The sequence below is a fragment of the Faunimonas pinastri genome, assembly GCF_900110915.1.
GTDB lineage: Bacteria > Pseudomonadota > Alphaproteobacteria > Rhizobiales > Afifellaceae > Faunimonas > Faunimonas pinastri.
Map to the genome: position 1 here is coordinate 177,729 of NZ_FOFG01000008.1, position 24,165 is coordinate 201,893.

The following is a 24,165-nucleotide window of genomic DNA, read 5'->3' on the forward strand; positions in this document are numbered from 1 at the left end:
TGGCGGAGCGTAGCGCAGCCTGGTAGCGCACCTCGTTCGGGACGAGGGGGTCGGAGGTTCGAATCCTCTCGCTCCGACCAATGATTTCAAGGACTTAGCGGGAGGCCCGAAACTCCCGCCAATGATACCGCCAACGAAACGATAGATCCGTTGGCGGGTCAGTCCACCCCCCTCCTCGATCGCTTGGCCTTAACCAAGTGACTGCAGATACACGACAAATCCGTTGACGCGGTAATCCCGTGAGCTCATCTTTCCCTTGGCGGGCAACCGACGGGGTGGGGAGTTTCGAATCATGAGTAGCAATCCAGTCGCAGGAATGGACGAAGCCTTCACGGCAGGCATCATGGGTGTCGGCTTCGCTGCCCTTAACGGCGCCCGCCGAGGGTATCAGAATGCTCAGCGTCAGAACCTTCAGCAAGTCGCCTGGGGCTGGGTCCGCGAGGCCCAGGCGCAGGAGGCCCGAGCCGATGCAGCGGAGGCAGCGCTGGCGGCGGCCAACCGAGAGATCGCCCGGCTTCGTAGCGAGGTGTCGGCCGCCCGCCGACAAGCCAATGAGTACCTTCTCCTGCACCACATCCTCACGTCTTGAAAAGAAAGCCCCGGACCTGCCGGGGCTTTCTGATTCTGGCCCTGCACCTACCGTCAACAGGCCGCCAGGAGGACGGGCGGAAGTTGCCGCTCCACCTCCTCGTCGAGTTCTCGCTCACGACGGCCGCGCAGTTCCAGGACGCGATCCTGGAATGACTGCCGTGGCGCCGTGGCGGCAGCCGCTTCCATCCTATCCACCGCCGCAGGAGAGATCAGCGTCGGCGCCTGCCGTACGCCAGCGATGTTGCGGCCGCCGTAGACGTGAAGCCTCTGCTCCATCGGATCAGAAGACCGAAGACGGTGCCGCTCGGCCGCGTTGAGAGACCGGAGCCAGTGCTCGGTCTTCAGCTCGAAACAGGACAGGTCGACGCGGGCGCGGTCCTTGTCCGTCGACGCCATGATGAACTGCTTGTAGGTGGCGTCGGCGGAGCGAATGTCGGCCGCAGCCTTCTCCATTTCGCGCTCGGTCATCTCACGGCGGTAAAGCAGGCCGTCAGGGCCGACCGTGAGCGTTGAAGGCATCTCCAGGTCCGGCCGCGGCCTCGACCGCTGCGTCGAACCCGGGACGTCAGACGGCAACCGCGTTTGACGCTTAACGTCCTGGACCGACTGCGGATCATTGCCCTCACCCGGGCCGCCTGAGACCAGGCCCTTTGCGATGGCGCCAGGCGCCGACAGGACCGCGTCGGCCACGTCCAGGGCACTCTCGACCGTTGGTTTGAAGACACGCTCCCAGGTGATCTGGCCACCTCGCAGCACAGCCTTGACGACGCTGCGCATGGCGTTCTTCACGGCCCGCGCGATGGCGATCAGCATGCCTCTCATGATCATTTCCCCCTGGTTCAACCGCCAACCCCTCGGCGGCGTCCACAGCCAAGGAATATGGCGGAGGCCTGCAAGCGAGAAGGGTCGTCGGCGGCACAGATGCTGGCCGTCGCGTCACGGAAGATAATCGACATCGACCGCCGACAGGCTCCTTGAAAAAAAATCTGCGGGCAGATCCGCTCGATAACCCACGCAACTAGGCGGCTTCGTCAACGAACGATCTCCCAGGGGGCCGTCGGCGGATGCCACCACCCCTTGCGCCGACAGGACCTCTGCAAAATCCTTCTGTCATCCGCGGCGGGGGTCGCCGGGTAAACGGGGACCAGAAAGATGCAGAGTTCAGACTATTGCGGAGACGAAGAATACAGCATTCGCTGCACTGGCGACGCCTGTCGGGGTGACGAAGTCCGGTTCTATCGCGCGATCTTCAGCGGATCGTACCGACGCGCCAGCTTCGAGGGTTTTGAGCGTGTGACGGGGAAGATCATCTCGGACTCCTATGGTTCCGCGAAGCAGCAGCACACCTTCACCATCCTCCTGGGCGACGGGACGAAGACCCGGATCAAGGGCCGGAATCTCTACTCGAACGGCGTCTACCGGAAACCTTGGGCGGACCAGAACGCCCGCCAGGAAGCTCTCGACGAGAAGCACGAGCGCGGGGACTCCGCCCGCGCTTATCGCGACTGGAGGCGTGCGTTCGAAGGCGAGCACCGCCATCACAACCACTTCTGAACGGGGGCTGTATCATGGAACAAATCGAGAACGAGATCGTCGCCTGGGTACTGTCGGACCCCTCGGGTGCCGAGATCGGCGAATACCCGGACCGGGAAGCAGCAATGGCGGCTGGCGGTGACCATCCCGGCTGGGACGTGGGTGTCCGCCTGGCGGACCATGCCGTCACCTTCTGCGGTTGAGGAGACCAGGATGTCACGCAAGATCAAATGGTCCTACGCGGGCGGTGAGTGGCACCAAGTGCCGGACACCTCGCGAGCTTGGCCGCCGGACCAGGAGAAGATGCACTGCGAAGACGCCTTCAAGGCGTTCGCGGAATTCGTCGAGGAGGAGCGACAGGCGGCGGTCGCCAGGAAGCAGAAGCAAAGCCGGGAGGGACAGTGATGCAGGACTTCAAACGACATCGAGAGTTCCAGGACTTGAAGCGGTCAATCGGGCTGACGGCCGAGGAACTCGCGCCACTGCTCGGAAAGACGGTCGAGACCGTGCAGCGATACGGCGTTCAGCGCAGCTCCGGTCGGCCGGCTCCAGACAAGGTGATCGCTCGCATGCGGTCGATGGCCAGAGATCAGGCCGTCTCGACGCTGGCCGATCAGGGACTCCTGGTAAAAGGAGGCGATCTCCTCAAGCGCATTGAACGTCGGATTGATCACCGCGAGCGGGAGGAACACGCATGGTGACCCGCAGGAACACCGCGCAGATGGCCGCCTAGACGCCCAGACGGGAGGTCTGGAGACTCTGGCAGACCTCACCCGAAGGTGTCCAGGCAGTCCACTTCCCGACGTTCACGGGGTCCACCCCAAGGCCCGGTATTGGCTGGTGCCGGGCGAGCAGTCCGGAGGACGTGGCCGCCAGGCAGCAGGCCGAGGAGTTGTGGGTTTCCAGACACGGGAGAGCGGACATGGCCGAGGAGCAAGCGACTCCGAAGGCCGCCCCCGCAGCTCCATTCCGTAGATGAAAGGGAGACTCATAATGCTCGACACCACACGGCATAACGGCGTCGCTGATCACCTGATGATCGATCTTGAGACTCTGACCACGAACATGGACGCGCCGATCACCGCCATCGGTGCCTGCGTCTTCAACCCGGAGAACGGACAGGTCGGCGCGACCTTCGAAGACTACCGCATTCCAGACCTTGAACGAACCCCGGCCGACTGAAAAACGCTGCGCTGGTGGCTTGATGACGGTCAACGAGAAGGCCTTCGGTCGATGATGGACCAAGCCATCAAGCCGACGGCTGAAGTGTTGCGCGAATTCCATTCCTGGGCGCATCCCCTGATCGGCTCCGAAACGATGGTCTGGTCTCATGGCTTGACTTTCGACCTGCCCATTCTCTCCCATGCGCTCTATAAAGAGGGGATTCCCCCGCTGTGGGGACACCGAGCGGGCCGCGATACCAGAACTCTCTTCTGGCTTGCTGGGGGGGTACCGGAAGTGCCGTTCGAGGGGGTGAAGCACTCTCCCCTGGATGACTGCAAGCACCAGGTGAAACAGGTGATAGAGGCTTACCGGATCGTGCGGCACAGGAATTGAGCCTCCGTTTCGGCAGCCCGGCTTCAGGTTCGAAATCCAGAAACCCCAGAGTTCCGGGGTTTTTCGTTGTCACGGCTCGACGTCAGGAGTCTTTTCGGAGTTCCAGGAGGACTCCTCCTCCCTCCCTGTGCCGACAGATAGCCTCCTTATCCCCGCCCGGTGATCAGCTCTCTTATCGACCCCCGATATCCTCGTCCGGTTATGCCACCTCCGGAGGTGGCGGAAGGCTGTCGAGATAGTCTCGGATGCAGGCCTCAAGGCCGTCGACGGCCGATCCGACGTCAGGTAGCTCTTCAGGTGTCCTGAGATCAGCAAGTTCACCTGCGTGCGCCAGAGCGACCTGAATTGCACCCCGTAGCCGCGGAGAGATCCCAGGCTCGAACGAGGAGACGATCACATCGGGATCTTCACAAGTGAGGCCACGCACCGTGTCATAGACCAGACCAGCCTGCTCGACGGCTCTCAAGGCTTGGTCAGAGATCTTCGAGGCGGTCCACTGGAAGTCCCGTGATGTGAGCGACATGTCTGCGGCGATCTCCGCATCATGTTCGGTCCAGGCCGCGGAGCCGCCTTCCTTGGTGAAGTATAGGACCAGCCACATTTCTCTCCCCTTCCGATAGGCAATTTCCGTGACGCAACACCGGAAATCAACCCACTGAAATGGGTCTCGCTAAAACATTGATCTTACACGCATTACCCCGATTGAGGTCGATTCTTCACGCGAAGGGGGTAATTTTCTGGCTGGCACCTGGCGCCTGCCGACGACCAGTCCGGCCAGAAGGAGCCTGGCGTCCGCCTCATCATCTGTCGCTGGCTCGTTACCTCCCGCCTGGCACCAAGCGATGACGTCGTCCTTGGTGGCGTTGCCACGGCCCAGGACCCGGAGCCGCGCCGAAGATACATTCAGGCTAAGATGCGGAATCCCCGCCTGTGCTGCGGCAAGCTGGGCGATGCCCAGGAGACGGTGCAGAAGCTGGGATGACCGACCTCGGGAGAAGCCTTCCTCCGTGACCAGGACCTGGGCGCCATGCTCCCGGATCAGGCCGCTGATCACTGTGTGCGCCCTCAGCAGAATCTCTGGATGGCGGATAGCTCCGGAGCCGGGGATGCCTTCGGAGAAGTCTGACGGCGCCGGAGAAAACTTCCTGTCCGGCGCCGACAGCCCAGCCTGCGTTGGTTGCAAGATCGAGCGCCAGGACGCGGGTCACTTGACGACAGCCTGGCGGACTGCAGCCACCTTCCCCCGGCAATCGGCCCCGGCGTCCGCCAGCGCGACGACATAGCGTGCGACCGCCTTCTGGGTCCGCGGCTTGGCCGGGACAGCAGGCTCAGCCTTGCACGACAGCAGCGTCGACGGAAGCTCCTGGCGTTGGTAGACGACGCGGATCGGCGGGTCGGCGGGCTTGGTTGCACAGGCTCCAGAGGACAGGGCCGCCAGCAGGACAACTGCTACCGTAACGTGTTTCGGGTGGAAGGACCCGCTCATAATGCGTTTCGGGGTTCCCGTAATCGGTTTCGGGTTCATCGGCGTCTCCCCAGCCCGTCCAGGGCCTTGTCCAGGACGGGAGCCACGGCCGCGTCCTCGCTGTCCGGAGAGCGGTCGATTTCGCTGCGCAACGCAGACATCTCGTCCTCACGGGCGTCGGCCGCCTGGCGTTCGGCATCCAGGGCTGACTGGACCTTGGACGCGTCGTCCTTGGCGGCGGCTGCCGCAACGGCGTTGTCTGCCGCCAGCTGGCGGTATTGGTCGGCCTGGTGCTGGGCGGCGGCCGTGGCGGTCCTGGCGGCGCTCAGGGCATCGTGCAGGTGCCAGACGTAGAAGCATGCCGCCACCAAGACAGACAGCACGACCACGGCGCCCAGGATCTTTCCGCCGATGTTTGAGAACAGCGAGATCATGAGGGTTCTCCAGGACGGACGGCGGTCGCAGGATCGACGGCGGCAGGGTCCGGCGCCACGGTCTGCTACGCCAGGAACGGAACCGGAGGCGTGCGCCCCCTGCCCCGTCCGGTGAGGAGTTCCGTGGTGTGATCCAGGTAGGCCCTCCAGTCGAGATGGCCCACGGACACGTAGGCGCCGAGGTAAGCGAACGTGATCACGCCGAGCTCGCGGACGAGGTTCGGGGCTTCGGCGTAAGAGAAGAACGTGCCTCCGGCGGCGACCACGAAGAGCGCGCAGGTGCAGCAGACGATGAAGCGCTTCGTGAAGGTTCGAGCCTTGGGCGACGGCAGGGCGACCTTCCGGACGGTCGAGGCCTTCGGCGCCGTCGATGTGGTGGCAGCTTCGGAGATCTCGATCATGCGGCGGCCCTCTCCTCGGACCCGCTAGCCCGGATCTCGACCTGGACGCCCAGGGCCTCGCCGATGGCCATGAGGCGGTTGATGCCGAACACCTGCCAGTCGCCGTCCAAGATCTTGCCGACTTCCCCTGCCCGTATCCGCGAATACGACGCGGCGACCTGTGAGGGCTTCAGGCGCCGGGCCTGGATCGCGTTCGCCAGGGCGCCGCCGATGACGTCCTTCGCCGCCTGGGCGGACACGCACTGGTAGCGATTTGGAAGGATTGGAGTGGAACCTCCCATCATCGACCCCCCGCCGCTTTAAACGCGGCCGCAAGCTTCGTGTCGTAGTGATTTTTCGCGTAGCCTGCGCCGTTGTAGCGGCGAGCCACCTCGGCCCAGGAGCCGCGCTTGAGATACGGAAGGAGTCCTGCGGCATTCATCCATGCTACGGCAGATCGGAGGTGTTCGATCTCCCCGCCGTCGACCATGCCCTCCACGAAGGCGACGGCGGTTTCGCAGCCGCACTCCGCGGCATGCCAGCCCATGAGCTGGAAGAGCCCCCAGGAGGTGGACTGCAGGACCGCCTCCTCGTTCAAGGAGATCGCCTGCGCCAGTCGGTCGTACTGGTGGGCTCCCGCAACGCCATACGTGTGCTGGTCCCACGAGGGCGTAGAGAGGTTCGGAGAGCCGCGATCGAAGGCGCCGCCTGTCCTCTTATGGAACTCGTAGGACTCGAAAGGCACGGGGGCGACCATCGGCCAGGTATCTCCTGCCGTTCGTTTCCGTCTTCGCGATCGCGATCAGATGGGCGGGCTGGAGGCTGTACTCCTCAGCGACCATGGCGAAGTCCTCGGCCGTCAGGCGGGCCGGGTTCTGCGACACGAAGCGTAGCGCCGGAGTTGTCGGACGAGGCACGGGGACAGCAACGGGCACCGGAGCAGGCGCCTGAGCTGGTTGCCAGAGATGACGAGGATCAGACGGGCTCGGGTGCCCGCCGCTCAGTACCGCCCCAATGGTTTCGAAAAACCCATGCCCACCCGCCGCTTGCTCCCTCTTTGTTCTGATGACAACAAAGAAGAACGCATGCGTCAAAGTCGCGGCTCCGCCGCCGCGGCGTAGAATGATCGGGCGGCGTAGAAATCGAGAGTTCGCGGCCGCTCCTATGTGGTAGACGAATCCATCAAAATACAACTCCCGGAGGAGTGATCTATGGAGTCGCGTCTGCTGGCGGCCTTTGCCTGCCTTGGTCTTCTGACTTCCCCGGCGCTGGCGGTTCCAATCGAGGATCGGTCAATCGTAGCATTCACCTCCGAGCCGAATGATCTCGGGACAGCCAAGGACTTTTTCCGGATCTTCCCTAAGAGGAAGTGCCAGCAGGATCTCCTGGACGAGCAGCACCTCCTGTACTTCTGTCCAGGGCACGGTGGCGACGTTCAGAAGTTCTTTCTGGCTCTGTCCTATGATGACAACACGCTGGTCCTCAGTGGCGTCAGTCTGCACGGAGAGCATCCCAATCTCGACGGCACACTCAAGGAGCTTCTGAAAATCTTGAATGCCGGGCATCAGTGATGTGTCCGTGAGACTGGGGGTAATAGAATGAGCATGAAAGCCTGCCTCATTGTAGCGGTTTTGGCTGTGGCGCTACCCTCGGCTGCGACGGCCGCATGTGACCTTGAAGACGTCCTTGTTGACGCATCCCGTACGGCGACCGTCAAGACACCAGATAAGCGGGTTCACTTCGTCCAAAGCGGAGAATTCAAGAACGGTTGCCCGGCTTTGGGCAGCCTCTGTCAGTTGCCGACCTTTGTTGTTCCTGGCGACACCGTCCTCACCGGAAAGACAGAAGGCGAATTCACCTGCGCCAGCTATGTCGGCGCGAAGGGCGCTACGACTGTCGGGTGGATCCCGACAAAGGCGCTCGGCTTCATGTCGGATGAGTTTGCCGGACACTGGATTGGACCTGAGAAGGACATCACCATCCAGCCTGGCGAAGGCAGCAAGCTGGTTGTCAGCGGAAGTGCGACATACGGAGCGTCGGATCCAGACCGCGTCCGCCGCGGCGCGATCAACACGGGCGAGATCGAAGGGAAGATCGAGCCGATCAGCGGAGTACTGGCCTTCGGTATGGGCGACGAAGACGAGACTTTGCCCTACGACGTAGCCGATGAAGGTATATGTGAGGTTCGAATGCTACGACGTGGGCCTTTCCTGACGGTACGAGACAACGGTTCCTGTGGCGGCGCTGGCGTCTCATTCACCGGAATCTATACCAGGGCCAAGTGACACGGCTCCGGAGAAGGTCAGCGTTTCTGAAGTTCACGCTGGCAAACAACAACCGAGAAGCCGCGGGTGGCACATACGATGGAGCGGACGCCACTAGTGCACTATCACGCCGACGGGGCAGATTATCGGATGCGACCAGTGAGGTCGCGCGGCGGCATCATCGCGCTTTACGTTCTGGGCATTCTGGAGGTGCTTGGCCTGATAGCTTGGCAGGCACTCACCGTCTTCGTGATCCAGCCGATCGATGCCGTCCCAGAGGCCGGACGATCAGCATGACGCGTGCCAAGCGGCTTTATTTAATCAACGGCGCCGATGGCCGGTGTGAGCGGACCGAGGGCGGCGTCAGCCTGATCTGCCGGATGATGGTGGCCAGCCGGATGGTGCAGGAGGACAAGGTTTGCTACGCCTGCCCTTACTCGGAGACCCTGTACAAGATTAGTACGGGCGGGAAGACATACGACCGCTGACGTGCCGATCTCTCAGCCCGTGCCTCACGTTGCCATCCTCCCCAACGCCGCAGGTATCAAGCAACGGCGTCTGTTAAGCCGCAGACGGACGTTATCGCCCACGTCCGGCAATTTTCGTCAGCTTGCAGGTCCTGAGGAGAGATCACCAAGGGCGCTCGTCGGACACCCTGAAGGTCGCGCGCCTCGTAGAGGTGTAGCGTAGGCGCTATTCTTTCTGCCGACCGGAGGCGATGCCTCTCGACAGCGGTCAGCGAACGAAGCCACTGCTCTGTACGGAGCTCCAAGCAACTTAGGTCGATGCACGCTCGATCCCTGTCCGTTCCGACGGCGAGAGACTTCCTAAAGGTGTCGCTGGCATCCCGGGAGTTTGCGACTCCCCGCTCCGTCTCGGTGTTGGTCATCTCGCGTGGACAGAGAGAGAAACGTCCGGGCCGACAGTCACCGTCGAGGGGCCATCCAGGTCCGGCAGCGGTCGAGACCTCTAAGCGGTACTGGGCAGATCGGAGGCGTCGGCGGGGGTTGACCCTCACCCGGCTTTCATCGTCTCCGACCTGTAGTCGCTGAGCCGACGGCTTGAAGAGGCTGGGTGCGAGGTGAAGGAGGACGAATCCCTGGAAGGTTCGAAAGGCGCTACGTCAGCGATCCATTCGGCAATCGGATCGAGTTGATGGAGCCGGCCGAGGATTGATCAGCTCCGGGGTTGGTTAGGGATCACAGGTCCGGCAGGGTTTCATATCAGTCCCTTTCAGATCAGCTTCGGCCTTAAACACTACATCCCGGTCATCGTAGGGACCGAACCAGCGTCCATTCCGCCCCGAGTTCCTCTAGTGCATGCCACGACCATCATTGCAGTACGAACGATCGGCCCGGTAAAATTCGGCCACGATCCAAGGTCTAGCGGGCAAACTCCCCATCAGGGGACAATCACTTTTCAGACCGCATCGCAGTAGAAAGCGTCGCTTCATCCAGACAACGCGAGGAAAAGTTCAACGCCCCGATATGGAGCGCGCGTTAGTAAGCGTCCTGAGCTATTTCGACTGCATCGCAGAGAGCCCGGAATACGGTGGGCATAGCCTCCGGATCTATTGCCGCGTTAGAGGTAATCGCATGCTCAAGACTGTTGTGGACAATCGCACTGAAGTCGAGAGAACGCCCCGAACAGTGTAGCTTACCGTTATTGCCCACCCAGAAGTCGTTACTGTAATCGGATCCGAGCTCATCAACGATCCATTCGGATGCTTCGCGCTCGGTCTCGAAGGCACAAAACGCTATACCATCCCTGGTGATCTCTGCGAAGAACATCATGCCTCCTCTTATGCCGCTCGACCTCGATGTGTAGGTCCGTCACCGGAAAACGCGAGCCGATGCTCGGGCACCATCAGTCTGACACTGTCTAGCTGCTCCTGCCAAGCTCCTTGAACTCCGTCCTTGTGCCTCCTCAAAGCGGCACGCCGCTTCCGCGTCCCGCGTCAGGGCGGCGAAACGCTCCCGACGTGGATCATCCGGCGGAAGGAGAAGCTCCTTGCGGTGCAGGATGGGCGGGTTCTCCCGCGTCGAGTAATAGGTCGGAGCGGCGGGCGCCAGGAGAGCGGGGAACGGCGCCTTGTCGAAGTCCTCATAGCGCAGGAGCGATACGGCACCCGTGCCGACCTTGCAGACGTTCCAGTCGAAGTCCTGCATCTGAGACGTCGCTGCGGCCAGGAGTTGTCGATCAGTATCCGAAAGCAGGTCGGCGGCCGATCGGTGGATGTAGACGAAGCCGCCCACCCGCTTACCGACGGATGACGTTTTGCTGGACGTGGATCTATCCTTAGGCATGCGCCGCCGTTCACGCTGAGAGATGCAGGACCTGGAAAGGCACCGCCGATCTTATAGTTTTCCAACTGCCTCTCAAAAAAGGCTCTTCCTGTAGCCTTGGGCGCACAGATGCGGAACGGCAGGAATGCCTATCTCTCTGATTCTTCAAGCATTACCCCAATTGCGTTCGAAATTGAGTGCGATTGGGGTAAACGCAATCGGGTCAATGACTTGCATTCAGCACACACGCCTCGAACCGCTATTCTGCGCCGCATGATAGAGGCTGTGCCGATCTTCGGCTCTGACCAGCAACTGAGAACGCCCGCCCTATGTCCTCTTCTGACCCCAAGGCAAGAGCCGACCTGACAACCGGGACGCTGTACGCCGTCCGCGGAGAAAGCGATTGGCTGTACTACGGTCAGGTCACGGCCGAGAAGAACGTCGCCTTCTTTGCCCGCCGGGATCGAACCGTTGCATCCCCGGACGAGATCCTGAGTTCACCGATCATGGCTGTGGTCAGCGTCTCGCGTCCGTCGATCGGTCGCGCCCTGCGCTCCGGCCATTGGAAGAAGCTCGGGCGCTTCGCGCTTCCGGAAGTGCTTCACCAGCCGACATTGCGGGTGCAGTGGCCGCCAGCATCATTCAAGGTGATCGTCTGGTCGGGAGGTACACGGCAGTTCGAGACGACTCCGGACGACCCAGCCATCCAGGATGCCGAGGTGATCGCCGCTTGGGATGCGGAGCATCATATCCCGCAACGACTGACAGCCGACTTCGGTGCCGAGGCGGCCGAGTGGCATGTTGGCGGCCCCGTCTGGCGGGAGCGACGCGTTCGCGAAGAATACGCTAGGCGCTTCCCGGATCAGCCTGGTCATCGTTTGCCACAGGGTTGGGTAGCGAGCTCGGCTGGGGAGCAAAAGCTCCGATAGCGGAGTTGCACCGAGGATCTGCTTCTTCGGTATCCAGCACGGAGCGTCATCTCTGGCTTTGTCGTTCCCTGTAGGTGTCACTTTGTTTCGGTTGAAGAAGCAGAAGAATGCGTCACGCCGTTCCCGAGAAGTTTGTGGATTGCTCGCGGGGGGAGGCCCTCTTGGAGAAGGCGGTCAACCTCTATCGAGTTCGTGTTCTCGACAACGTGGACCTATCGGCTCTCGATAGCGTGGCATCCCGCGCCCGGGTGGTTGCCAGTGCCCTGATGGAGCGCGGTGACGCGCGTGCCTTCGCGATCGGGCGTCAACTTCTGGCAAGCTATCCTTTTCCCGAAGGTGGCTGAACGTTCTGAGCACCTCGTGGCGGGATAAGTGTCCAATTGAGCCGCTCGCTCAGGTTTCATTGGAGCGCCATGCTGCTGACTGTAGAGCGCGAAACTCCCGATCAAGCAGACGTCTTCCGCTTCCTGGCCCAGGCGGACGAGAGGTCGAGGCGGCTTTACCCGAATGACGATCGCTCCGGGATGACGCTGTCACAGCTTCTCCAGGCCGACGTCCGATTCTTTGTCGCCAGAAGTGACGCTTGGCTCTTGGTTGCGGTGGATACATCCGGATCTCGGAAGGCGCAGTGGAGATGAAGAGGCTGTTCGTCGATCCAGCGGCCAGAGGCAAGGGCGTAGGTAGCGCTCTCATCGAAGCGATCGAGCATGTTGCGCCAGACCCGGCCGGTTCCTGCGCTCGACCGGCCCGCCATGGTCTGCCCGCCGCGCCAGGACTCCGGTCCACCCCGCCGATGGAACCAGATGCGGCACCGTCGATTGCGTTTATGCACAGAATGCCGCACCCCCCGCCGGGTGTGCCAAAGGGGAGGAAGCATGATCCGACGACCGGGATATTTCGCCCTGCTGCTGCCAGCGCTGACACTGGCGGCATTCCAGCCGCAGCCGTCTGGCGAGGCATCCGGGAATGACATCGCCACCGCGACCGTATCCGCTCCATCGCCCGCCGCCGCGCCGCCGCCGACCGCCTCGGCTTCGGCGACAACCGATCCTGACGCATTCATCGCCGAAAACGATCGCGCCATTGCCGAGAACAAGCAGATGACGCAGACCCTGGAAGCCTATCGGCATGCCGATGGCACGAAGTTCGATCGCTTGAAGGCAGGTTGCGAGGACCGGCTCGGCGCCGCCACCGACCGGGATAGCGCCAAGCAGGTTTTCACCTGCATCGCCGCCGATTGGCCGGCCCGCTGAAGGATGCTGGCGGGCCGGATAGGGATGCCTGAACAAGAACCGCGACTGTGAGCGAACGATTTACCCGGTTTACCCAGCAGCTGACGATCGCCGACAATGACTGGCGCATCATCGTCGGCAATCCCTATGTCGGCGCCTACACCAAGGCCTATGCCGCCTATAAGGAGACGCTGGACAGGCAGAAGCAGGCCGACAAGGAAGCCGGCGAGCTGTTCGCCGCCGCCTGCGTCGTCATCGGATCGTTCCTGCTCGGCAGCATCGGCAATGTGTCCATGCAGATGATCGCCAAGCGGACGGTGGCGCAGATCGCCAACAGCAGCCTGTTGAAAAGCTATGCCAACGTGTTCTGCATCGTCCGCAAGAACGAGGGCGTGGCCTTTGCCGTCGGCAAGTTCGTCGATGCCGCGACCGGCAGCCTCAAATTCAACGCGGAGAAGATCGCCACCACCTACATGCAGGACGTGTCGAGCGTGATCTCGCCCGAGCCGCTCGTCCAGCCGCGCTGGTCGTTCAGAACCCGTTATGGACAACGACGCTGATTATGGTTTGGATAACGCACCAGGCTTGCTAAGGCGCTAAATATGTAGCCTTTTCGCCTGTAAGGCTTTATATATACATCTTATCAAAAAGAACCCGATCCCTTCAATGCGTATGGAAGCTGAGCTTAGAAAGCTCGGTGATGACATCGCGATCGCGCGCAAAAAGCGACGCTTTACGCAGCAGCGCCTGGCTGAGGGCGCTGGCGTCAATGTTGCTACCATCCGTCGCCTCGAAAAGGGTGACGGCGGCGTAGCGCTCAGCGTCTTGGCTATGGTGCTGCTGACGCTGGGTGAAAACGGGCGTTTGTCGAAGCTGATGGACATTGCTAGCGACGATATCGGACTTGCCCGCGATGTTGCGCAGCTCCCGAAGCGAGTTCGGCCGAAGGGTACGCGCCGGCCTCGGCCGGACGCGTCCGAGATCCAGAAGCCAGAGGCGGCCGACACTGGTCAGCCGGTGTGGTTCTGATGGCGCAGACCAAGCTCCAAGTTTGCATTGGTGACACTGCTCAGGAGGTTGGAACCCTTTGGTTCGAGAGCGCGGGCGGCCGTGAGCATTCGGTTTTCGAGTATTTCGACAGCTGGCTCAACCACCCGCGCGCTTTCGCCCTGGCGCCAGGCATGCCGCTCAATCCAGGGCAAATGTTTTTCAAGGCGGCGAATGAACATGCTTCGCCCTTGCCGCCGCCGCTTGCCGACACGACGCCGGACTCGTGGGGCCGCAACATCATCCGCAAAGATGCCAGGACAAGGGGAGATCGATCGGCACCGCTGACGGAGATCGACATCCTCATGACGGTAGACGATTTCAGCCGCATCGGCGCGCTGCGCCTTCGAACGGAAGAAGGAGCACCCTTCCTGGCTTCGGAGCCAAGCGGCCGTCATCCAATTCCACCCCTTCTGCATCTCGATCAGTTAGGCCACTTGATCTCCGAGGCCGAGAAGGATGAACCGGAGATGACGGCGTTGCGGCGCGTACGACAGATCGGAACGGCGCTTGGTGGCGCTCGCCCAAAGTGCTCGGTCATCGATCATGATGGCAGACTGACGATCGCGAAGTTCACTTCCAGGCATGACACATACCCGGTAGAGCGTGCGGAGGTCATGACACTGAACCTGGCGAAGCTTTGTGGCCTGAGAACGCCAGCGGCCAGGGTGGAGATGAGCGGGGGTCTTCCCGTGGCCGTCATCGAGCGCTTCGACCGCTCTGCCAGTGGCGGCCGAGCTTCCTACCTGTCAGCTCAAAGCATGCTGGAAGCGAACGTGGCCGTTGGCAGCAGCTATGTGCAGCTTGCAGACGCAATTCGGGTCAACGCGTTGACGCCCCCAGGCGAGCTGCGAGAGCTGTTCAGCCGGATCGCGTTCACGATCCTCGTCTCAAACGTTGATGATCACCTGAAAAACCATGGTTTTCTCTACAAGGGGAACGGCCAATGGCAACTTTCGCCCGTCTTCGACGTGAATCCAGCACCAGAGCGCTTCAAGGAGCTGAAAACGGCGATTGGAGATCCGGCCGTGCCGGACGCTTCGATCTCGCTGCTGATGGACTACGCCTTTTATTTCGAGCTGAGCGAGGACGCGGCTGCCAAGCTTATCGGGGAGATGGCCCACACGATCGAGGGCAACTGGCAAGGGCTTGCTCGCCAGGCTGGAATGAACGGCGCTGAGATCAACATCTACAAGCCCGCTTTCGATCACAAAGAGGCGTTAGAGGCGCGAGCGCTTGTCAAAGCACCGGAGGGGAGTGCTTCCCGCCAGAACGAGGACGAAGCTTTGGATTTCAATAGCGGACCCTCGCTCTAAGAACCTACAACTCGCCTTGGCCTAGCAGCGTGTCGATGACGGCGACGGCATTGCCGACCAGATGTGCGTTCGCCTGGCTCTTCTCCATCGCCGCATCGAGAGCAGGCTTCACGCGGCCGATCCGGACATAGTCGAGCGCGATCACGACGACCCCGAAGGCGAAGATGATCAGCGCGATATCCTAGCTCACGAGGTCATGTTTTCTGATTGCCTGCCACTCTCTGGAGCCTTGTTCGACGTCGGCGGACCAGGCGTGTCGACCTGCGCTGGTCGGTGTGTCACCCATTGAAATGGGCCATGTTGCATAGATAGGACGGCCGCAAAGTCGAGGAACAGGATGAGCAGGTCCGGGCGGCTTTCCGAGAAGTGGTTTCAGCGCGGGCTCTGGCTGGTTGCCGTTGTCTTCGCTGTGTTCCTGGTCGGCTTCGGCGGGCTCTTGATCCGCGACCTGCCCCATGTTGACCGGCAACTCAGTCGCGAGGACCTCCTCGACCAGTCTGCTGCCCAGCCGTTGCGGTTGGCGATCGAAGGGGCGCGGGGCCAGGAGGCGGTCGCTACGGCGGAGCTCGAACGGTCCAGTCTCCTGTTGGAGGCCGCGCAGAGTACCTACAGGAATGCGCGCGACACCTTCGCCAACTGGCTGGAAACCCGCAAGGCGACCAACCTTCCCTCGCAGGACAGCGAACTGATCGCTCGCACCAATGCTCTGGATACCCTGAAGAAGGAGCAGGAGGACGCGCAGCACGCGGTCGACGCCCAGAACCAGAAATCGCTCGATGCCCAGCAAAGCAGGAATGCCGCGCAGGCGCGATTGGCTGGGCTTGAGACAGCGGCGGACCAGCAGCTGGAGGTGGAGCTTCGCAAGACCGAGTTCCGGGTTTTCGGCTATCGCCTGGCGCTCACCCTGCCCTTGCTCCTCATCGCCTTCTGGCTCTTCCGCACGCAGCGGAACGGCGCCTGGTGGCCGTTCACTTGGGGCTTCATCTTCTTCGCGGTGTTCACGTTCTTCGTCGAGCTCGTGCCCTACCTGCCGAGCTACGGCGGCTATGTCCGTTACGCCGTAGGCCTGGTCCTCACCGTCGTCGTTGGCCGAAGCGTTATCGTCGCGCTGAACCAATACCTAGCCCGGCAGAAGGCGGCAGAGCAGCAGCCTGACAGTCTCCGCCGCAAGGAATTGGATTACGACACCGCAAACGACCGCCTGGCCAAGAGCGTCTGCCCCGGCTGCGAGCGGTCGGTGAACCTGAGCAGCGGCGAGGTTACCTTCTGCCCGCATTGCGGCATCGGCATCTTCGAGAATTGCCGGACCTGCAACACCCGCAAGAGTGCCTTCGCGCGTTACTGCCAGGCATGCGGTGCGCCCTCTACCGTGCCGACGGATGGTCTGGCCTTGGCGGAGTGATGTCAGGAAGCGGAATTTCCCGATCGGGACAAGCCCAACGGTTTCGATCTGCTCACCGTACGAAGTTTCCCGATCGGGAAATGCCCCGCTCCGCTGCATCGTTCATCCCTGGCTACACTGCATGTCGGATGAATGCGGAAGAGCCAGTTGGGCGAGGAAGAGATCATCCGACATGATGTACTCAGGTCAGGCGAGGAGGTGCTGGCGGCCCCGCTGCACCGCTCAATAGGCCGCCAGCATCATCACGGCAGGTCCCGCGATAGTCAGTACATACCCGATATTCTGCTTCTCGTGGAGTGAAAACTTCTCGACCTATGTTCGATAGGGTCGAACGTCCATGGAATACTAGTCGAACAGCAAGGGTAAGTTCTTCCTGTGGGGCATGGCCGCCGTCTGTACGACTGGCTCCGCAGTCAGGAGCAAGAAACGGGTGGCTGTCCATTTTCGATGCTCCCTATGTTGGACGGAAGGGAGCTTAAAATGCAAAACACGAGTTGGGATCCGGATACCGTCGCCTGGCAAGAAATCGCGAAGGACGGGAGCAAATACGCTCTTCTTGAGGGCGTCCGTGGCCAAGACGGCGACCCCTTCACCTATGCGTTCTCCATTCCCGCCGGGTTCTGGGATCCGCCGCATCGGCATACCCAGACGGCCAGGGTCTTTGTCGCCAAGGGCACGCTGTATCTCGGTTACGGGAACATCGAGGACGAAAGCCTGCTCCAGGCATTTCCAGCGGGATCATTGGTGATTGTGCCCGCGCATGCCGTTCACTTCGACGGATCGCACGAAGACGCGGTGATCTTCGGCTGCGCAGTCGGGCCATGGCGTACGATCTATGTGCATCCGACATATCAGGGGTCGGCTGGAACGCCGGGCCAGCCACTTGCGTAAGCAATCGGCCATTTGGGGTCAGTCAGTGGGCGATCTCAAAGGGTCGTTAGTTCTCCGACCACAAATCCTACAGGTTCCTGGTTCTCCTCGATGAACCAAACAGCTCCGATCATGCTCGTCCCCAGAAGGATCACAACCTTGAGGATCATCGCATCTGGCAAGCGGGCCAAAGATTGAACCAGATGCTCGCAACCGGGTAGAGGCCTTAGTCCCTTCTTCCGCGCGATCTGAAGCCGTGTTCCCCAAGCATGATCGACCATTTTGACCGTGACCCGCCCGTCGGACTTGCTCTCTTCCAAATAGGTCCCTGGATCGCGTAAGAACCGGTCGACCGTATCGTATCCCTCGATACTGGACAGCGGCTTCAGTCGTTCAAGTATCTGCGCGGGCGTCTGCATGTCGTGATCTCACGTCGGAAGCTGCTGATCTATAATCCGTCTTTCTAGGCACCGCTCTCATGGACCGAGTCCCATCTCGAATGTTGGGCAGCTTCCGACCCTTCCAAGACATAGACGATCGGTTCTAGGATGTTGCGGCGTTCTTGCCGTCTGGCTAGCTTCGGACGACATTCGAATCCAGACACAGGGTTTGCTCATGCCGGAACTCGCGACAGAGACATCAGTGATCGGCGGCAACTCATCCGTTCGGGATGCGAAGCGATATCAGCCATCGAACCGCCGCCGCCTTAGCTCTCCGGGTCTCCGGACATTCCTGATGATCGCAGATCTGTGGAGGCTGGACGAGACGCAACGACTTCTGGTTCTCGGCCTACCATCTCGTTCGACCTACTATCGTTGGCTGAAAGCTGTCCGAGAACACCGCGACATCACGCTCGACGTCGACGTCTTGATCCGCATTTCTGCCACGCTTTGGATCCACCAGGCTCTGGGCGTTCTTCACGAGGACGAGGCCGACGGTGTTGCATGGCTTCGAACTCCCCATACCGCGGCGCCCTTCTCTGGTCGGCCTCCGGTAGATCTGGTCGCAAGCGGTACGCAGGACGGCCTGCTTTCAGTTCGGCGTTTTCTGGACGGGGCTCGGGACGGGCTCTACATGTCTCCCAATGAGGTCGATCACGACTTCCACCCCTACACAGACGCTGATATCGTCGTGACCTGACGATGGCTCCTGAACTGATGGAGCCGATCCAGGGTTGATCGGACTCCTCGTTGGTCAGGGATCGCAGGACCTGCAGGGTTTCATGTCAGCCCGTTTCAGATCGGATGCGGCCTTGAACGCCGCATCTCGGTCATCATAAGGATCGAGATGAGGCCATTCCGCCCCGAGTCCTTCGAGTGCATGCCGCGACCATCATTGCAGTACGAGCACTCGGCCGGTGGATCCGGCCACGATCGCCATTGTTAGAATCTTCGACAAGTCAGCCTTGAGCCGCTTCTCGGAATTCCCGGATCACCTTGATCTTACCGACGATCGCAACGTTGAAGGCCGCCATGTGCTCGGCCGGAATCCAGTATTCGAGATGCGAACGTCCACCAGCCTCCTGGACCTCATATTCGGCCAGGTAAGAGGATCGCACTTCAAAGCGCGTGACGAAACCTGAGCCACTGGCGGGCACATTCCAATCCCGCGCGATCTTCACCGCATAGTCTTCAGACAGCACGGGATAGAAGATCGGCTGATCGGGCAAGCGAGGCGGGAACGCCGTCATCCCGGAGGCCTCGATCAGCTCCAGCTCTTTCGGCCCTACGGGCCTCCACAATGTCGTTGTCGGTTCGCTCATACGATCAGGTGTGTCACTGCCGACGTAGGAATTCCAGCCCCAGAATGAAGGTCAGGATGCTCCTATCGCCTGTGGTCCGGCGTAACTCGCGCACCTCGCGGGAGCCGACGTAGACAGAGGCGACGAAGAGGAGGAAGGCGAGTCCAGCGCCGACTGCTGCGAACGTATCCAGAGTGGTCACTTTATCCTCCTCCCCTGCTGCATCGCCCTCAGGCCGCCTCCTCGTCCTCTTCTCGCTCCAGCGCATCGACATCTTCGCCGATGTCTTCCAGCGCTTCCACATGGCGGGTCGACGACTGGGCCTCGATGTAGACCCGGCGTACCTCCGGGAATTCTTCGCGGATGCCGTCCTCGACGTCAGAGACGATGGTCTCCACCGTGCCCGCCAGCGTGTCATTGGCGAAGTCGGCCGAGACGAGCACCAGGACCTCGGACGGACCGAAGTGCATGGTACGGACCTCGTTGACGTGCTCGATGCACTTCACTCGCGCCAGGATCTCCCGCAGGCGTTCCTCGATAGTGGGATCCGCCGCTGTGCCGGTCATCAGCACGTAGCACTGGCGCGCCAGGCTGAGCGACGTGGCCGCCAGGATCAGACCGATGACGATCGACGTCCAGCCGTCCAATGCAGGCTTGTCCAGCACGACCGCCAGGATTACGCCGACAAGCGCGGCCACCAGCCCGGCCAGCGCTGCGGTCTCCTCGTAGACCACCGCAAAGATCGTCGGGTCCCGGTGGGTGCGGATGGTCTCGAACAAAGCGGTGCCGCGGCGCCGGCACTCCTCCCGGACCTCTCGCATGGCGACCAGCAGGGAGGAGCCTTCCAGCAGCATGGCAAAGATCAGGATCGCGCAGTTGACCCAGGCGTTCTCGATCGGCTGCGGATGGGCGACCTTCTCGGCGCCTTCGTAAATCGCGACGCCGGAGCCGAGGGCGAAGACCGCCATGGCGACGACGAAGCCCCAGAAGTAGAGCCGCAGGCCATAGCCGAAGGGATGGGAGGCGTCCGCGGGTCGGCTGGAGTCCTTCATGCCGAACAGCAGGAGAAGCTGGTTGCCCGTGTCCACCAGGCTGTGGATCCCTTCCGAAGCCATGGCCGACGATCCGGTGTAGGCCGCGCCTGCGAACTTGGCGACGGCGATCCCGGCGTTAGCGGCAAGGGCAGCAAAGAGGGCGCGCTTGGAAGCGTGGGCAGACATGAGGGCTCCTGGTTGATGACCTAAGGAGCCCTATCTGTCGGGTATTGGCAACATGCCGGTAGGGCCAACGCTCAGCGCCAGATCTGATCAGAAGATCGATCCGCCCTGATTCAGCCGCTGATCGGCCTGCTCACCCTTCGCGGTGAGCGAGCGCACCTGAACGACGTTAGGGGAATGCTCCCTGTCCCAGTTGCCATCGATAAAGCCAGAGTCGAACAGCAGGGCGAAGGTGTAGCGAACGTTGGATTCCAGAGAGGCGCCTGACCCAGTGGCTCGTGTAGGAAGTCCAACAAGAGGTTCGAGATGCAGGTTCTGGTACCCTCCCGTGTACTCAAGGGCTCGTACCGCCTTAAGGACGTCTTCTTGCATCTGCCGGGTCGAATTCATTGCTGTTGATCTCCGTTCCTAAGATCAGCAGGCCGACGGCGGAATGAGGCGTCAACGATGGCGTGCGCGACAGTGACTCAGCCGCGGGAACCCTCACCTCGCAGGAGTCCCTTCGCCTTCAATCAGGATCGAAGAGACGCCGCCTCTGAGGCCAGGTTCGTCCGTGCTGTGGATTCCAGTTTGTTGCGGAAGTAGTCGGTCAGATAGAGACGCGGTCGGGCCAGGAAACGGTCGAGGACGGCCCCGCGGCCCGCTCGCCAAGCGTCGTCGGGGATCTCAGCGTATTCACGTCGGATGGCAGCGACATAAGCGTCGTACTCCGGACGCGGCGCGCCGAGGATCGCGAGATCGAGATCCAGGAGGAGCTGAGTTGCCGGATCTTTGCTCGGGCCGTGATCGGCGGTGGCCATGATCATGTCGTCTGCTCGACCAACGCCTTCTCGATCAGATGCGGCCGCCGCACTATTCAAGAGCAGAGCGGCGCTTCGGGCTTCGTTGTCCTGGCGGTCGGGATCGTAGATTGCGTCGTGGAAGAAGATCGCCAGGTCGATCACATCCGCATTGGCGACTGCGAACTCCGTCCGGGACCGGACTGCGTCATGCCCGCCCAGCAAGGCTTCTACGTGCCGCCAGTTGTGGTAATGCCGATTGGGGCTGCCATAGCCTTCCTCAAGCGAGTGCCACGCCGCATCCACTCTCGTTGGACCGACCGTACGGGTCCACAATGACGCAAACCGAACACGAAGCTCGCTGTTCATGTCACCTCCCTTTCCGCTTCTCGAAGCCAGCAAACTAGGCGGAGGCACTTCGCGCTCTCAATCGGAGCTCGACCCTATCAGAATGCTTGCGCGCGATTTGCTTGAGAACAGAACGGCGAAGTCCCAGAACACTGGGTATGCTGGGTGCCCTGCGTTCATCCAAAACGACTTTATGCTGCTCGCAACGGCTACAAGGTCACAGACCTCGCCTTCAAGATCCTCAAGCAAAGCGAGCAGTTTCCCTGATTGCATTGTTGCGGCGGCGGGGCCATGGGCATAGTCACCCGTATAGAGCAAGGCGTCTTTCACGAAGGGCCAAACGGACGTCTTTTCAACGTCTTTGATGCCGCCGAGTGTTGCTTCTGCGCCAAAAGCCGTTTTGATGATGACCGCTGTCTCGGTGGGCTCCGGCAAGGACACTTCGCGGAAGTCCAAAAAGACCGTGTAGTTCCAAGCATCGAAGTTCAAGACGTTTACGATTTCCGCAAGAATCTTTTTGTCCATCTGACTTCCAGATCTGTACGCGCCGCGACGTGACGCAGTTGTTGTCATGCCTCCTGGTATCAGCGGCGAAGCGTCCGCGAAATCCGTGTCAAGTCATCGCACTTCCGCTTCTCCGAAGCTGCTAGGGTGTAACATTATTAGCACGGAGCCACAGCTGCATCGAGGCGAGTTGGACCATGGCGAAGAATTTGGCGGGGAGCTTGTCGTAGCGGGTGGCGACGCGGCGGAAGTTCTTCGACTTCGAAAAGAAACGGCTCGATCACGCGCCACTCGAAGTCGGTCAGATCGTATCGGGTCATGCCGATGCTGAATCACCTTTCAACTGGCACGGGAAGGTGATTCATTGAGCGAAACGATGGAGATGCCGACGCATGGCTAGGTTCGAGATGCAAATGGACACAGCGCATGGAGTCCTCTTCTTGGCCGACTCTGGATCGCTCGTCTCGATCCCGTCGGAAACGAATGCCGTGTTCGTTACGGCAACCGATGACTGCCTAGCGTTCTGGGTCATGCACTATGTCGATGGCGCATCAATCGTGACCATTACAGATGAGGCCTGCCAGACCGCAAATAAGAAGCTGTTCAGCGGATCGATCAACGCCCAAAGCGGCGTGGTAACTCTCACGGATAGTAGCGCTTTTCGATACTTGAACGTTCCTGTCCCCCAAGGACCGATGCCGATCGAGATATGGGCGGAGGACGACAAAAATCCTGAGTGGGTCTGGATTCAAATAGCCGCCATCCGTTCGATCTAGCCCGCTCGCTTTATGAGTTTACGACGTAGTTGCGCAGACGCACTTCGCGCCCCCACACGGCTCCGACCGCCATGGGTACCATGAAGATGCTCAGCGCCAGTTTCCCAGCGAGCTCCGCGGGCCAGATCCAGACAAGAGCCAGTAGCAGGCAGGTCCCGGCAGCCCCGAACGTCCAGCCCTGGCGCAAGCGCCGCGTTGCTTCAGGTTGATCACGGATCAGGCCACGGCTGCCGCGGATCGTCATTGTGCCCGCGACGATCGACAGCCCGACAGGAAGCGCGGCAGGCCAGGGCAAGTTGAAATCTCCTGCCACAGGGTCTAGCGACGCCACGATGCTGAAGAACACGCCGTTGACCAGCACACCGCTGAGCGAAAGGGAGCCCACGGCAAGCATGCTCCTCATGCTGGCCGTCATCGGACGCACTCCCTTCGGGGGCGTTCCGGGCGGGAGGTACGCAGCGGGTCGTGTGCCGCCCGGAAGGCTGGAGCGGCGCAATACGAGCAGACCTACGGCCGACAGCAAAACCGTTACGGCCAGGATGATCAGCATCGCAGGATGCGTGCCTAGGGAACCGACGACACGGAAATAGGGAGCGGCTAAGAGTGCGCTCATGGCAAGCAGGGGTGCTACGAGGAAGGCGAGCCTGACTGTCTTCACAGCCCAAGCCCGGTAGCCGAGCAGCGGCGTCGTCCAGCACATGACCGGAATGGCGAGCAACCAGAACACTGGACTGCCACGGACGTCGCCTCCCGGGACGAGCACGACCACCCACGCCGCCAGGGAAGCCAGAACCGAGAAGATGGCGGACAGGATCGCTACGCTTGCGGCTTTCTCCTGACGCAACGAGGTTGCGCGCGCTTCCCAGCTGTGATCCGACTGAGGTTGCCTGGACAACGTAATCTTCTCTCGGCGCGTAACCGTTTGTACCCGTATCATGCTGACTCTTTCATAGCCTCCATCTTACGGCGACGATCTCGCTCGCCTTCGATGCTACAGGTGCTCTTGGCTTCGGTAGTCTGTTCGGACTGAACTTTAGGCCCGACGGTAGGCGCTCAGCTCCGCAACCATGGTACAAGACCGCCATGATTGAAGCGCCTCCGATTTTCATAGAAGCCTCCCCAGACGATCTGCGCTCGTTGCACGATTCGCTGACCGGGTACTGCCTCGCCAAGGCAGACTTGCCGGAGAGCTATCCGGAGCTTGTATGGGGACTATGGCTTCTCCGGGGATCGATGCCTCCGTTGCTGGTGACCGTCGTAGAACATGACATCGCCTTCAAGTTCGAAGTGTTCACACTTCGGTTGAAGACCCAGGAGCAGATGCTTTCGTCTGCCCTGATCCATCCCTCCCGCCAAAGGCTCATGACCGGAGGTTTCGAGCTGACCTGCCCCTAAGAATTTCCTCCACGCGGCGTTAGAGTCCGGCCCTTGAAAGGACGGACGGACGGAATGAAGCGAGCGAGATTCACGGAAGAGCAGATCATCGGGATCCTGC

At 61.1% G+C, this 24,165-nt stretch carries 36 protein-coding genes, 1 tRNA gene and 3 pseudogenes; 23 read left to right on the top strand and 17 right to left on the bottom strand.

The window, feature by feature from the left end; all coding sequences use genetic code 11:
- Positions 1-3 precede the first annotated feature (3 nt).
- Positions 4-80, top strand: a tRNA-Pro gene (locus tag BMY25_RS12255).
- Positions 81-316: 236 nt separating this feature from the next.
- Positions 317-589 (top strand): hypothetical protein, encoded by a 273-nt coding sequence (locus BMY25_RS12260; protein WP_092496933.1) that lies wholly within the window; start codon positions 317-319, stop codon positions 587-589.
- Positions 590-642: 53 nt separating this feature from the next.
- Here BMY25_RS12260 and BMY25_RS12265 read toward each other — a convergent pair whose 3' ends face one another.
- Entirely contained in the window at positions 643-1,404 is a 762-nt protein-coding gene (locus tag BMY25_RS12265; RefSeq protein ID WP_143061961.1) for a hypothetical protein, read from the bottom strand.
- Positions 1,405-1,743: 339 nt separating this feature from the next.
- Between BMY25_RS12265 and BMY25_RS20450 the strand changes: the two genes are divergently transcribed.
- The 5 genes and pseudogenes from BMY25_RS20450 (at position 1,744) to BMY25_RS12290 (ending at position 3,681) form a co-directional block, all read left to right on the top strand.
- Entirely contained in the window at positions 1,744-2,145 is a 402-nt protein-coding gene (locus tag BMY25_RS20450; RefSeq protein WP_143061962.1) for a hypothetical protein, read from the top strand.
- 14 nt (positions 2,146-2,159) lie between these two features.
- On the top strand, positions 2,160-2,327 hold the full coding sequence (locus BMY25_RS20840; RefSeq protein ID WP_177176841.1) for a hypothetical protein: 168 nt from the start codon (positions 2,160-2,162) through the stop codon (positions 2,325-2,327).
- Positions 2,328-2,337: 10 nt separating this feature from the next.
- Entirely contained in the window at positions 2,338-2,529 is a 192-nt protein-coding gene (locus BMY25_RS12275) for a hypothetical protein (RefSeq protein WP_092496936.1), read from the top strand.
- Complete coding sequence (locus BMY25_RS20455; RefSeq protein WP_143061963.1) at positions 2,529-2,825, top strand: hypothetical protein; 297 nt, start codon at positions 2,529-2,531, stop codon at positions 2,823-2,825. The genes BMY25_RS12275 and BMY25_RS20455 overlap by 1 nt, the downstream gene beginning before the upstream one ends.
- A gap of 334 nt (positions 2,826-3,159) precedes the next feature.
- Positions 3,160-3,681, top strand: a pseudogene (locus BMY25_RS12290) (3'-5' exonuclease).
- Positions 3,682-3,880: 199 nt separating this feature from the next.
- On the opposite strand, the gene BMY25_RS12295 reads toward BMY25_RS12290, so the two are convergent.
- The 6 genes from BMY25_RS12295 to BMY25_RS12325 form a co-directional block, all read right to left on the bottom strand.
- The gene (locus BMY25_RS12295) at positions 3,881-4,282 is read right to left on the bottom strand and encodes a hypothetical protein (protein WP_092496940.1); all 402 of its coding nucleotides are present in this window, start codon (positions 4,280-4,282) and stop codon (positions 3,881-3,883) included.
- Positions 4,283-4,885: 603 nt separating this feature from the next.
- Positions 4,886-5,206 carry an Rz1-like lysis system protein LysC gene (gene lysC, locus BMY25_RS12305; protein WP_143061964.1) on the bottom strand — a complete coding sequence of 107 codons (321 nt, stop codon included), beginning with the start codon at positions 5,204-5,206 and terminating at the stop codon, positions 4,886-4,888.
- Entirely contained in the window at positions 5,203-5,580 is a 378-nt protein-coding gene (locus tag BMY25_RS12310; protein WP_092496943.1) for a hypothetical protein, read from the bottom strand. Before BMY25_RS12310 ends, lysC begins: the two co-directional genes overlap by 4 nt.
- Before the next feature lie 65 nt (positions 5,581-5,645).
- Positions 5,646-5,981 (bottom strand): hypothetical protein, encoded by a 336-nt coding sequence (locus BMY25_RS12315; protein ID WP_092496944.1) that lies wholly within the window; start codon positions 5,979-5,981, stop codon positions 5,646-5,648.
- The gene (locus tag BMY25_RS12320) at positions 5,978-6,265 is read right to left on the bottom strand and encodes an XRE family transcriptional regulator (RefSeq protein WP_177176843.1); all 288 of its coding nucleotides are present in this window, start codon (positions 6,263-6,265) and stop codon (positions 5,978-5,980) included. The genes BMY25_RS12315 and BMY25_RS12320 overlap by 4 nt, the downstream gene beginning before the upstream one ends.
- Positions 6,262-6,717: an N-acetylmuramidase domain-containing protein gene (locus BMY25_RS12325; RefSeq protein WP_092496946.1), complete on the bottom strand. Its 456-nt coding sequence runs from the start codon at positions 6,715-6,717 to the stop codon at positions 6,262-6,264. Before BMY25_RS12325 ends, BMY25_RS12320 begins: the two co-directional genes overlap by 4 nt.
- A 454-nt stretch (positions 6,718-7,171) precedes the next feature.
- On the opposite strand from BMY25_RS12325, the gene BMY25_RS12330 reads away from it, so the two are divergent.
- The 11 genes and pseudogenes from BMY25_RS12330 to BMY25_RS12395 all read left to right on the top strand — a co-directional run bounded on the left by BMY25_RS12330 (position 7,172) and on the right by BMY25_RS12395 (position 15,033).
- The gene (locus BMY25_RS12330; RefSeq protein WP_092496947.1) at positions 7,172-7,531 is read left to right on the top strand and encodes a hypothetical protein; all 360 of its coding nucleotides are present in this window, start codon (positions 7,172-7,174) and stop codon (positions 7,529-7,531) included.
- A gap of 27 nt (positions 7,532-7,558) precedes the next feature.
- Positions 7,559-8,245, top strand: coding sequence for a hypothetical protein (locus BMY25_RS12335; protein ID WP_092496948.1), 687 nt, complete (start codon positions 7,559-7,561; stop codon positions 8,243-8,245).
- A gap of 138 nt (positions 8,246-8,383) precedes the next feature.
- Positions 8,384-8,521 carry a hypothetical protein gene (locus BMY25_RS20845; RefSeq protein WP_177176844.1) on the top strand — a complete coding sequence of 46 codons (138 nt, stop codon included), beginning with the start codon at positions 8,384-8,386 and terminating at the stop codon, positions 8,519-8,521.
- Entirely contained in the window at positions 8,518-8,712 is a 195-nt protein-coding gene (locus BMY25_RS12340) for a hypothetical protein (protein WP_092496949.1), read from the top strand. The genes BMY25_RS20845 and BMY25_RS12340 overlap by 4 nt, the downstream gene beginning before the upstream one ends.
- A gap of 527 nt (positions 8,713-9,239) precedes the next feature.
- Positions 9,240-9,400, top strand: a pseudogene (locus BMY25_RS21160) (VOC family protein); the annotation flags it as partial.
- Positions 9,401-10,838: 1,438 nt separating this feature from the next.
- Positions 10,839-11,438: a hypothetical protein gene (locus tag BMY25_RS12365; protein ID WP_092496952.1), complete on the top strand. Its 600-nt coding sequence runs from the start codon at positions 10,839-10,841 to the stop codon at positions 11,436-11,438.
- A gap of 161 nt (positions 11,439-11,599) precedes the next feature.
- Positions 11,600-11,782 carry a hypothetical protein gene (locus BMY25_RS12370; RefSeq protein ID WP_143061965.1) on the top strand — a complete coding sequence of 61 codons (183 nt, stop codon included), beginning with the start codon at positions 11,600-11,602 and terminating at the stop codon, positions 11,780-11,782.
- Positions 11,783-12,145: 363 nt separating this feature from the next.
- Positions 12,146-12,691, top strand: a complete 546-nt coding sequence (locus BMY25_RS20460) for a hypothetical protein (RefSeq protein ID WP_238858305.1) — start codon at positions 12,146-12,148, stop codon at positions 12,689-12,691.
- A gap of 47 nt (positions 12,692-12,738) precedes the next feature.
- Positions 12,739-13,230: a hypothetical protein gene (locus BMY25_RS12385; protein WP_092496956.1), complete on the top strand. Its 492-nt coding sequence runs from the start codon at positions 12,739-12,741 to the stop codon at positions 13,228-13,230.
- Positions 13,231-13,336: 106 nt separating this feature from the next.
- The gene (locus BMY25_RS12390) at positions 13,337-13,699 is read left to right on the top strand and encodes a helix-turn-helix domain-containing protein (RefSeq protein WP_092496957.1); all 363 of its coding nucleotides are present in this window, start codon (positions 13,337-13,339) and stop codon (positions 13,697-13,699) included.
- A complete protein-coding gene (locus tag BMY25_RS12395) occupies positions 13,699-15,033 on the top strand; it encodes a type II toxin-antitoxin system HipA family toxin (protein ID WP_092496958.1) in 1,335 nt (444 codons plus the stop codon). Before BMY25_RS12390 ends, BMY25_RS12395 begins: the two co-directional genes overlap by 1 nt.
- Before the next feature lie 4 nt (positions 15,034-15,037).
- On the opposite strand, the gene BMY25_RS20465 is transcribed toward BMY25_RS12395, so the two are convergent.
- Complete coding sequence (locus BMY25_RS20465; protein ID WP_177176846.1) at positions 15,038-15,178, bottom strand: hypothetical protein; 141 nt, start codon at positions 15,176-15,178, stop codon at positions 15,038-15,040.
- 192 nt (positions 15,179-15,370) lie between these two features.
- Between BMY25_RS20465 and BMY25_RS12405 the strand changes: the two genes are divergently transcribed.
- The gene (locus BMY25_RS12405; protein ID WP_092496959.1) at positions 15,371-16,435 is read left to right on the top strand and encodes a serine endopeptidase; all 1,065 of its coding nucleotides are present in this window, start codon (positions 15,371-15,373) and stop codon (positions 16,433-16,435) included.
- Between the two features lie 456 nt (positions 16,436-16,891).
- Entirely contained in the window at positions 16,892-17,326 is a 435-nt protein-coding gene (locus BMY25_RS12410) for a cupin domain-containing protein (protein WP_143061967.1), read from the top strand.
- Positions 17,327-17,361: 35 nt separating this feature from the next.
- On the opposite strand, the gene BMY25_RS12415 is transcribed toward BMY25_RS12410, so the two are convergent.
- On the bottom strand, positions 17,362-17,724 hold the full coding sequence (locus BMY25_RS12415; protein WP_092496961.1) for a hypothetical protein: 363 nt from the start codon (positions 17,722-17,724) through the stop codon (positions 17,362-17,364).
- A gap of 196 nt (positions 17,725-17,920) precedes the next feature.
- On the opposite strand from BMY25_RS12415, the gene BMY25_RS12420 reads away from it, so the two are divergent.
- Positions 17,921-18,445, top strand: a complete 525-nt coding sequence (locus tag BMY25_RS12420) for an MbcA/ParS/Xre antitoxin family protein (protein WP_092496962.1) — start codon at positions 17,921-17,923, stop codon at positions 18,443-18,445.
- Between the two features lie 259 nt (positions 18,446-18,704).
- On the opposite strand, the gene BMY25_RS12425 is transcribed toward BMY25_RS12420, so the two are convergent.
- The 7 genes and pseudogenes from BMY25_RS12425 to BMY25_RS20470 all read right to left on the bottom strand — a co-directional run.
- Positions 18,705-19,067: an ADP-ribosylation/crystallin J1 gene (locus BMY25_RS12425; RefSeq protein WP_092496963.1), complete on the bottom strand. Its 363-nt coding sequence runs from the start codon at positions 19,065-19,067 to the stop codon at positions 18,705-18,707.
- Positions 19,068-19,080: 13 nt separating this feature from the next.
- Positions 19,081-19,248 (bottom strand): hypothetical protein, encoded by a 168-nt coding sequence (locus BMY25_RS20850; protein ID WP_177176847.1) that lies wholly within the window; start codon positions 19,246-19,248, stop codon positions 19,081-19,083.
- 28 nt (positions 19,249-19,276) lie between these two features.
- Positions 19,277-20,266, bottom strand: coding sequence for a cation diffusion facilitator family transporter (locus BMY25_RS12435; RefSeq protein ID WP_092496967.1), 990 nt, complete (start codon positions 20,264-20,266; stop codon positions 19,277-19,279).
- Between the two features lie 87 nt (positions 20,267-20,353).
- Positions 20,354-20,653: a hypothetical protein gene (locus BMY25_RS12440; RefSeq protein ID WP_092496969.1), complete on the bottom strand. Its 300-nt coding sequence runs from the start codon at positions 20,651-20,653 to the stop codon at positions 20,354-20,356.
- A 122-nt stretch (positions 20,654-20,775) separates the two neighbouring features.
- Positions 20,776-21,411: an HD domain-containing protein gene (locus BMY25_RS12445; RefSeq protein WP_092496971.1), complete on the bottom strand. Its 636-nt coding sequence runs from the start codon at positions 21,409-21,411 to the stop codon at positions 20,776-20,778.
- A gap of 57 nt (positions 21,412-21,468) precedes the next feature.
- A complete protein-coding gene (locus BMY25_RS12450; RefSeq protein WP_092496973.1) occupies positions 21,469-21,915 on the bottom strand; it encodes a hypothetical protein in 447 nt (148 codons plus the stop codon).
- Positions 21,916-22,036: 121 nt separating this feature from the next.
- Positions 22,037-22,168: pseudogene (locus tag BMY25_RS20470) on the bottom strand (IS5/IS1182 family transposase); the annotation flags it as partial.
- Positions 22,169-22,286: 118 nt separating this feature from the next.
- Between BMY25_RS20470 and BMY25_RS12455 the strand changes: the two are divergent.
- Positions 22,287-22,670 carry a hypothetical protein gene (locus BMY25_RS12455; RefSeq protein ID WP_092496975.1) on the top strand — a complete coding sequence of 128 codons (384 nt, stop codon included), beginning with the start codon at positions 22,287-22,289 and terminating at the stop codon, positions 22,668-22,670.
- 10 nt (positions 22,671-22,680) lie between these two features.
- On the opposite strand, the gene BMY25_RS12460 is transcribed toward BMY25_RS12455, so the two are convergent.
- Positions 22,681-23,514, bottom strand: a complete 834-nt coding sequence (locus BMY25_RS12460; RefSeq protein WP_177176848.1) for a hypothetical protein — start codon at positions 23,512-23,514, stop codon at positions 22,681-22,683.
- Positions 23,515-23,753: 239 nt separating this feature from the next.
- On the opposite strand from BMY25_RS12460, the gene BMY25_RS12465 reads away from it, so the two are divergent.
- Positions 23,754-24,065 carry a hypothetical protein gene (locus BMY25_RS12465; protein ID WP_092496979.1) on the top strand — a complete coding sequence of 104 codons (312 nt, stop codon included), beginning with the start codon at positions 23,754-23,756 and terminating at the stop codon, positions 24,063-24,065.
- The last annotated feature ends 100 nt before the right edge of the window (positions 24,066-24,165 follow it).

Coding starts and splice junctions, on each gene's coding strand:
- BMY25_RS12440 (WP_092496969.1), bottom strand. CDS start 20,653: ATGAATTCGACCCGGCAGATGCAAGAAGACGTCCTTAAGGCGGTACGA.
- BMY25_RS12435 (WP_092496967.1), bottom strand. CDS start 20,266: ATGTCTGCCCACGCTTCCAAGCGCGCCCTCTTTGCTGCCCTTGCCGCT.
- BMY25_RS12410 (WP_143061967.1), top strand. CDS start 16,892: ATGTTGGACGGAAGGGAGCTTAAAATGCAAAACACGAGTTGGGATCCG.
- BMY25_RS12415 (WP_092496961.1), bottom strand. CDS start 17,724: ATGCAGACGCCCGCGCAGATACTTGAACGACTGAAGCCGCTGTCCAGT.
- BMY25_RS12450 (WP_092496973.1), bottom strand. CDS start 21,915: ATGGACAAAAAGATTCTTGCGGAAATCGTAAACGTCTTGAACTTCGAT.
- BMY25_RS12310 (WP_092496943.1), bottom strand. CDS start 5,580: ATGATCTCGCTGTTCTCAAACATCGGCGGAAAGATCCTGGGCGCCGTG.
- BMY25_RS12275 (WP_092496936.1), top strand. CDS start 2,338: ATGTCACGCAAGATCAAATGGTCCTACGCGGGCGGTGAGTGGCACCAA.
- BMY25_RS12445 (WP_092496971.1), bottom strand. CDS start 21,411: ATGAACAGCGAGCTTCGTGTTCGGTTTGCGTCATTGTGGACCCGTACG.
- BMY25_RS12365 (WP_092496952.1), top strand. CDS start 10,839: ATGTCCTCTTCTGACCCCAAGGCAAGAGCCGACCTGACAACCGGGACG.
- BMY25_RS12325 (WP_092496946.1), bottom strand. CDS start 6,717: ATGGTCGCCCCCGTGCCTTTCGAGTCCTACGAGTTCCATAAGAGGACA.
- BMY25_RS12455 (WP_092496975.1), top strand. CDS start 22,287: ATGGCTAGGTTCGAGATGCAAATGGACACAGCGCATGGAGTCCTCTTC.
- BMY25_RS12420 (WP_092496962.1), top strand. CDS start 17,921: ATGCCGGAACTCGCGACAGAGACATCAGTGATCGGCGGCAACTCATCC.
- BMY25_RS12315 (WP_092496944.1), bottom strand. CDS start 5,981: ATGATCGAGATCTCCGAAGCTGCCACCACATCGACGGCGCCGAAGGCC.
- BMY25_RS12390 (WP_092496957.1), top strand. CDS start 13,337: ATGCGTATGGAAGCTGAGCTTAGAAAGCTCGGTGATGACATCGCGATC.
- BMY25_RS12340 (WP_092496949.1), top strand. CDS start 8,518: ATGACGCGTGCCAAGCGGCTTTATTTAATCAACGGCGCCGATGGCCGG.
- lysC (WP_143061964.1), bottom strand. CDS start 5,206: ATGAACCCGAAACCGATTACGGGAACCCCGAAACGCATTATGAGCGGG.
- BMY25_RS20840 (WP_177176841.1), top strand. CDS start 2,160: ATGGAACAAATCGAGAACGAGATCGTCGCCTGGGTACTGTCGGACCCC.
- BMY25_RS12465 (WP_092496979.1), top strand. CDS start 23,754: ATGATTGAAGCGCCTCCGATTTTCATAGAAGCCTCCCCAGACGATCTG.
- BMY25_RS12395 (WP_092496958.1), top strand. CDS start 13,699: ATGGCGCAGACCAAGCTCCAAGTTTGCATTGGTGACACTGCTCAGGAG.
- BMY25_RS12425 (WP_092496963.1), bottom strand. CDS start 19,067: ATGAGCGAACCGACAACGACATTGTGGAGGCCCGTAGGGCCGAAAGAG.
- BMY25_RS12335 (WP_092496948.1), top strand. CDS start 7,559: ATGAGCATGAAAGCCTGCCTCATTGTAGCGGTTTTGGCTGTGGCGCTA.
- BMY25_RS12405 (WP_092496959.1), top strand. CDS start 15,371: ATGAGCAGGTCCGGGCGGCTTTCCGAGAAGTGGTTTCAGCGCGGGCTC.
- BMY25_RS12320 (WP_177176843.1), bottom strand. CDS start 6,265: ATGATGGGAGGTTCCACTCCAATCCTTCCAAATCGCTACCAGTGCGTG.
- BMY25_RS20455 (WP_143061963.1), top strand. CDS start 2,529: ATGCAGGACTTCAAACGACATCGAGAGTTCCAGGACTTGAAGCGGTCA.
- BMY25_RS12295 (WP_092496940.1), bottom strand. CDS start 4,282: ATGTGGCTGGTCCTATACTTCACCAAGGAAGGCGGCTCCGCGGCCTGG.
- BMY25_RS12260 (WP_092496933.1), top strand. CDS start 317: ATGGACGAAGCCTTCACGGCAGGCATCATGGGTGTCGGCTTCGCTGCC.
- BMY25_RS20460 (WP_238858305.1), top strand. CDS start 12,146: ATGTTGCGCCAGACCCGGCCGGTTCCTGCGCTCGACCGGCCCGCCATG.
- BMY25_RS20450 (WP_143061962.1), top strand. CDS start 1,744: ATGCAGAGTTCAGACTATTGCGGAGACGAAGAATACAGCATTCGCTGC.
- BMY25_RS12330 (WP_092496947.1), top strand. CDS start 7,172: ATGGAGTCGCGTCTGCTGGCGGCCTTTGCCTGCCTTGGTCTTCTGACT.
- BMY25_RS12265 (WP_143061961.1), bottom strand. CDS start 1,404: ATGCTGATCGCCATCGCGCGGGCCGTGAAGAACGCCATGCGCAGCGTC.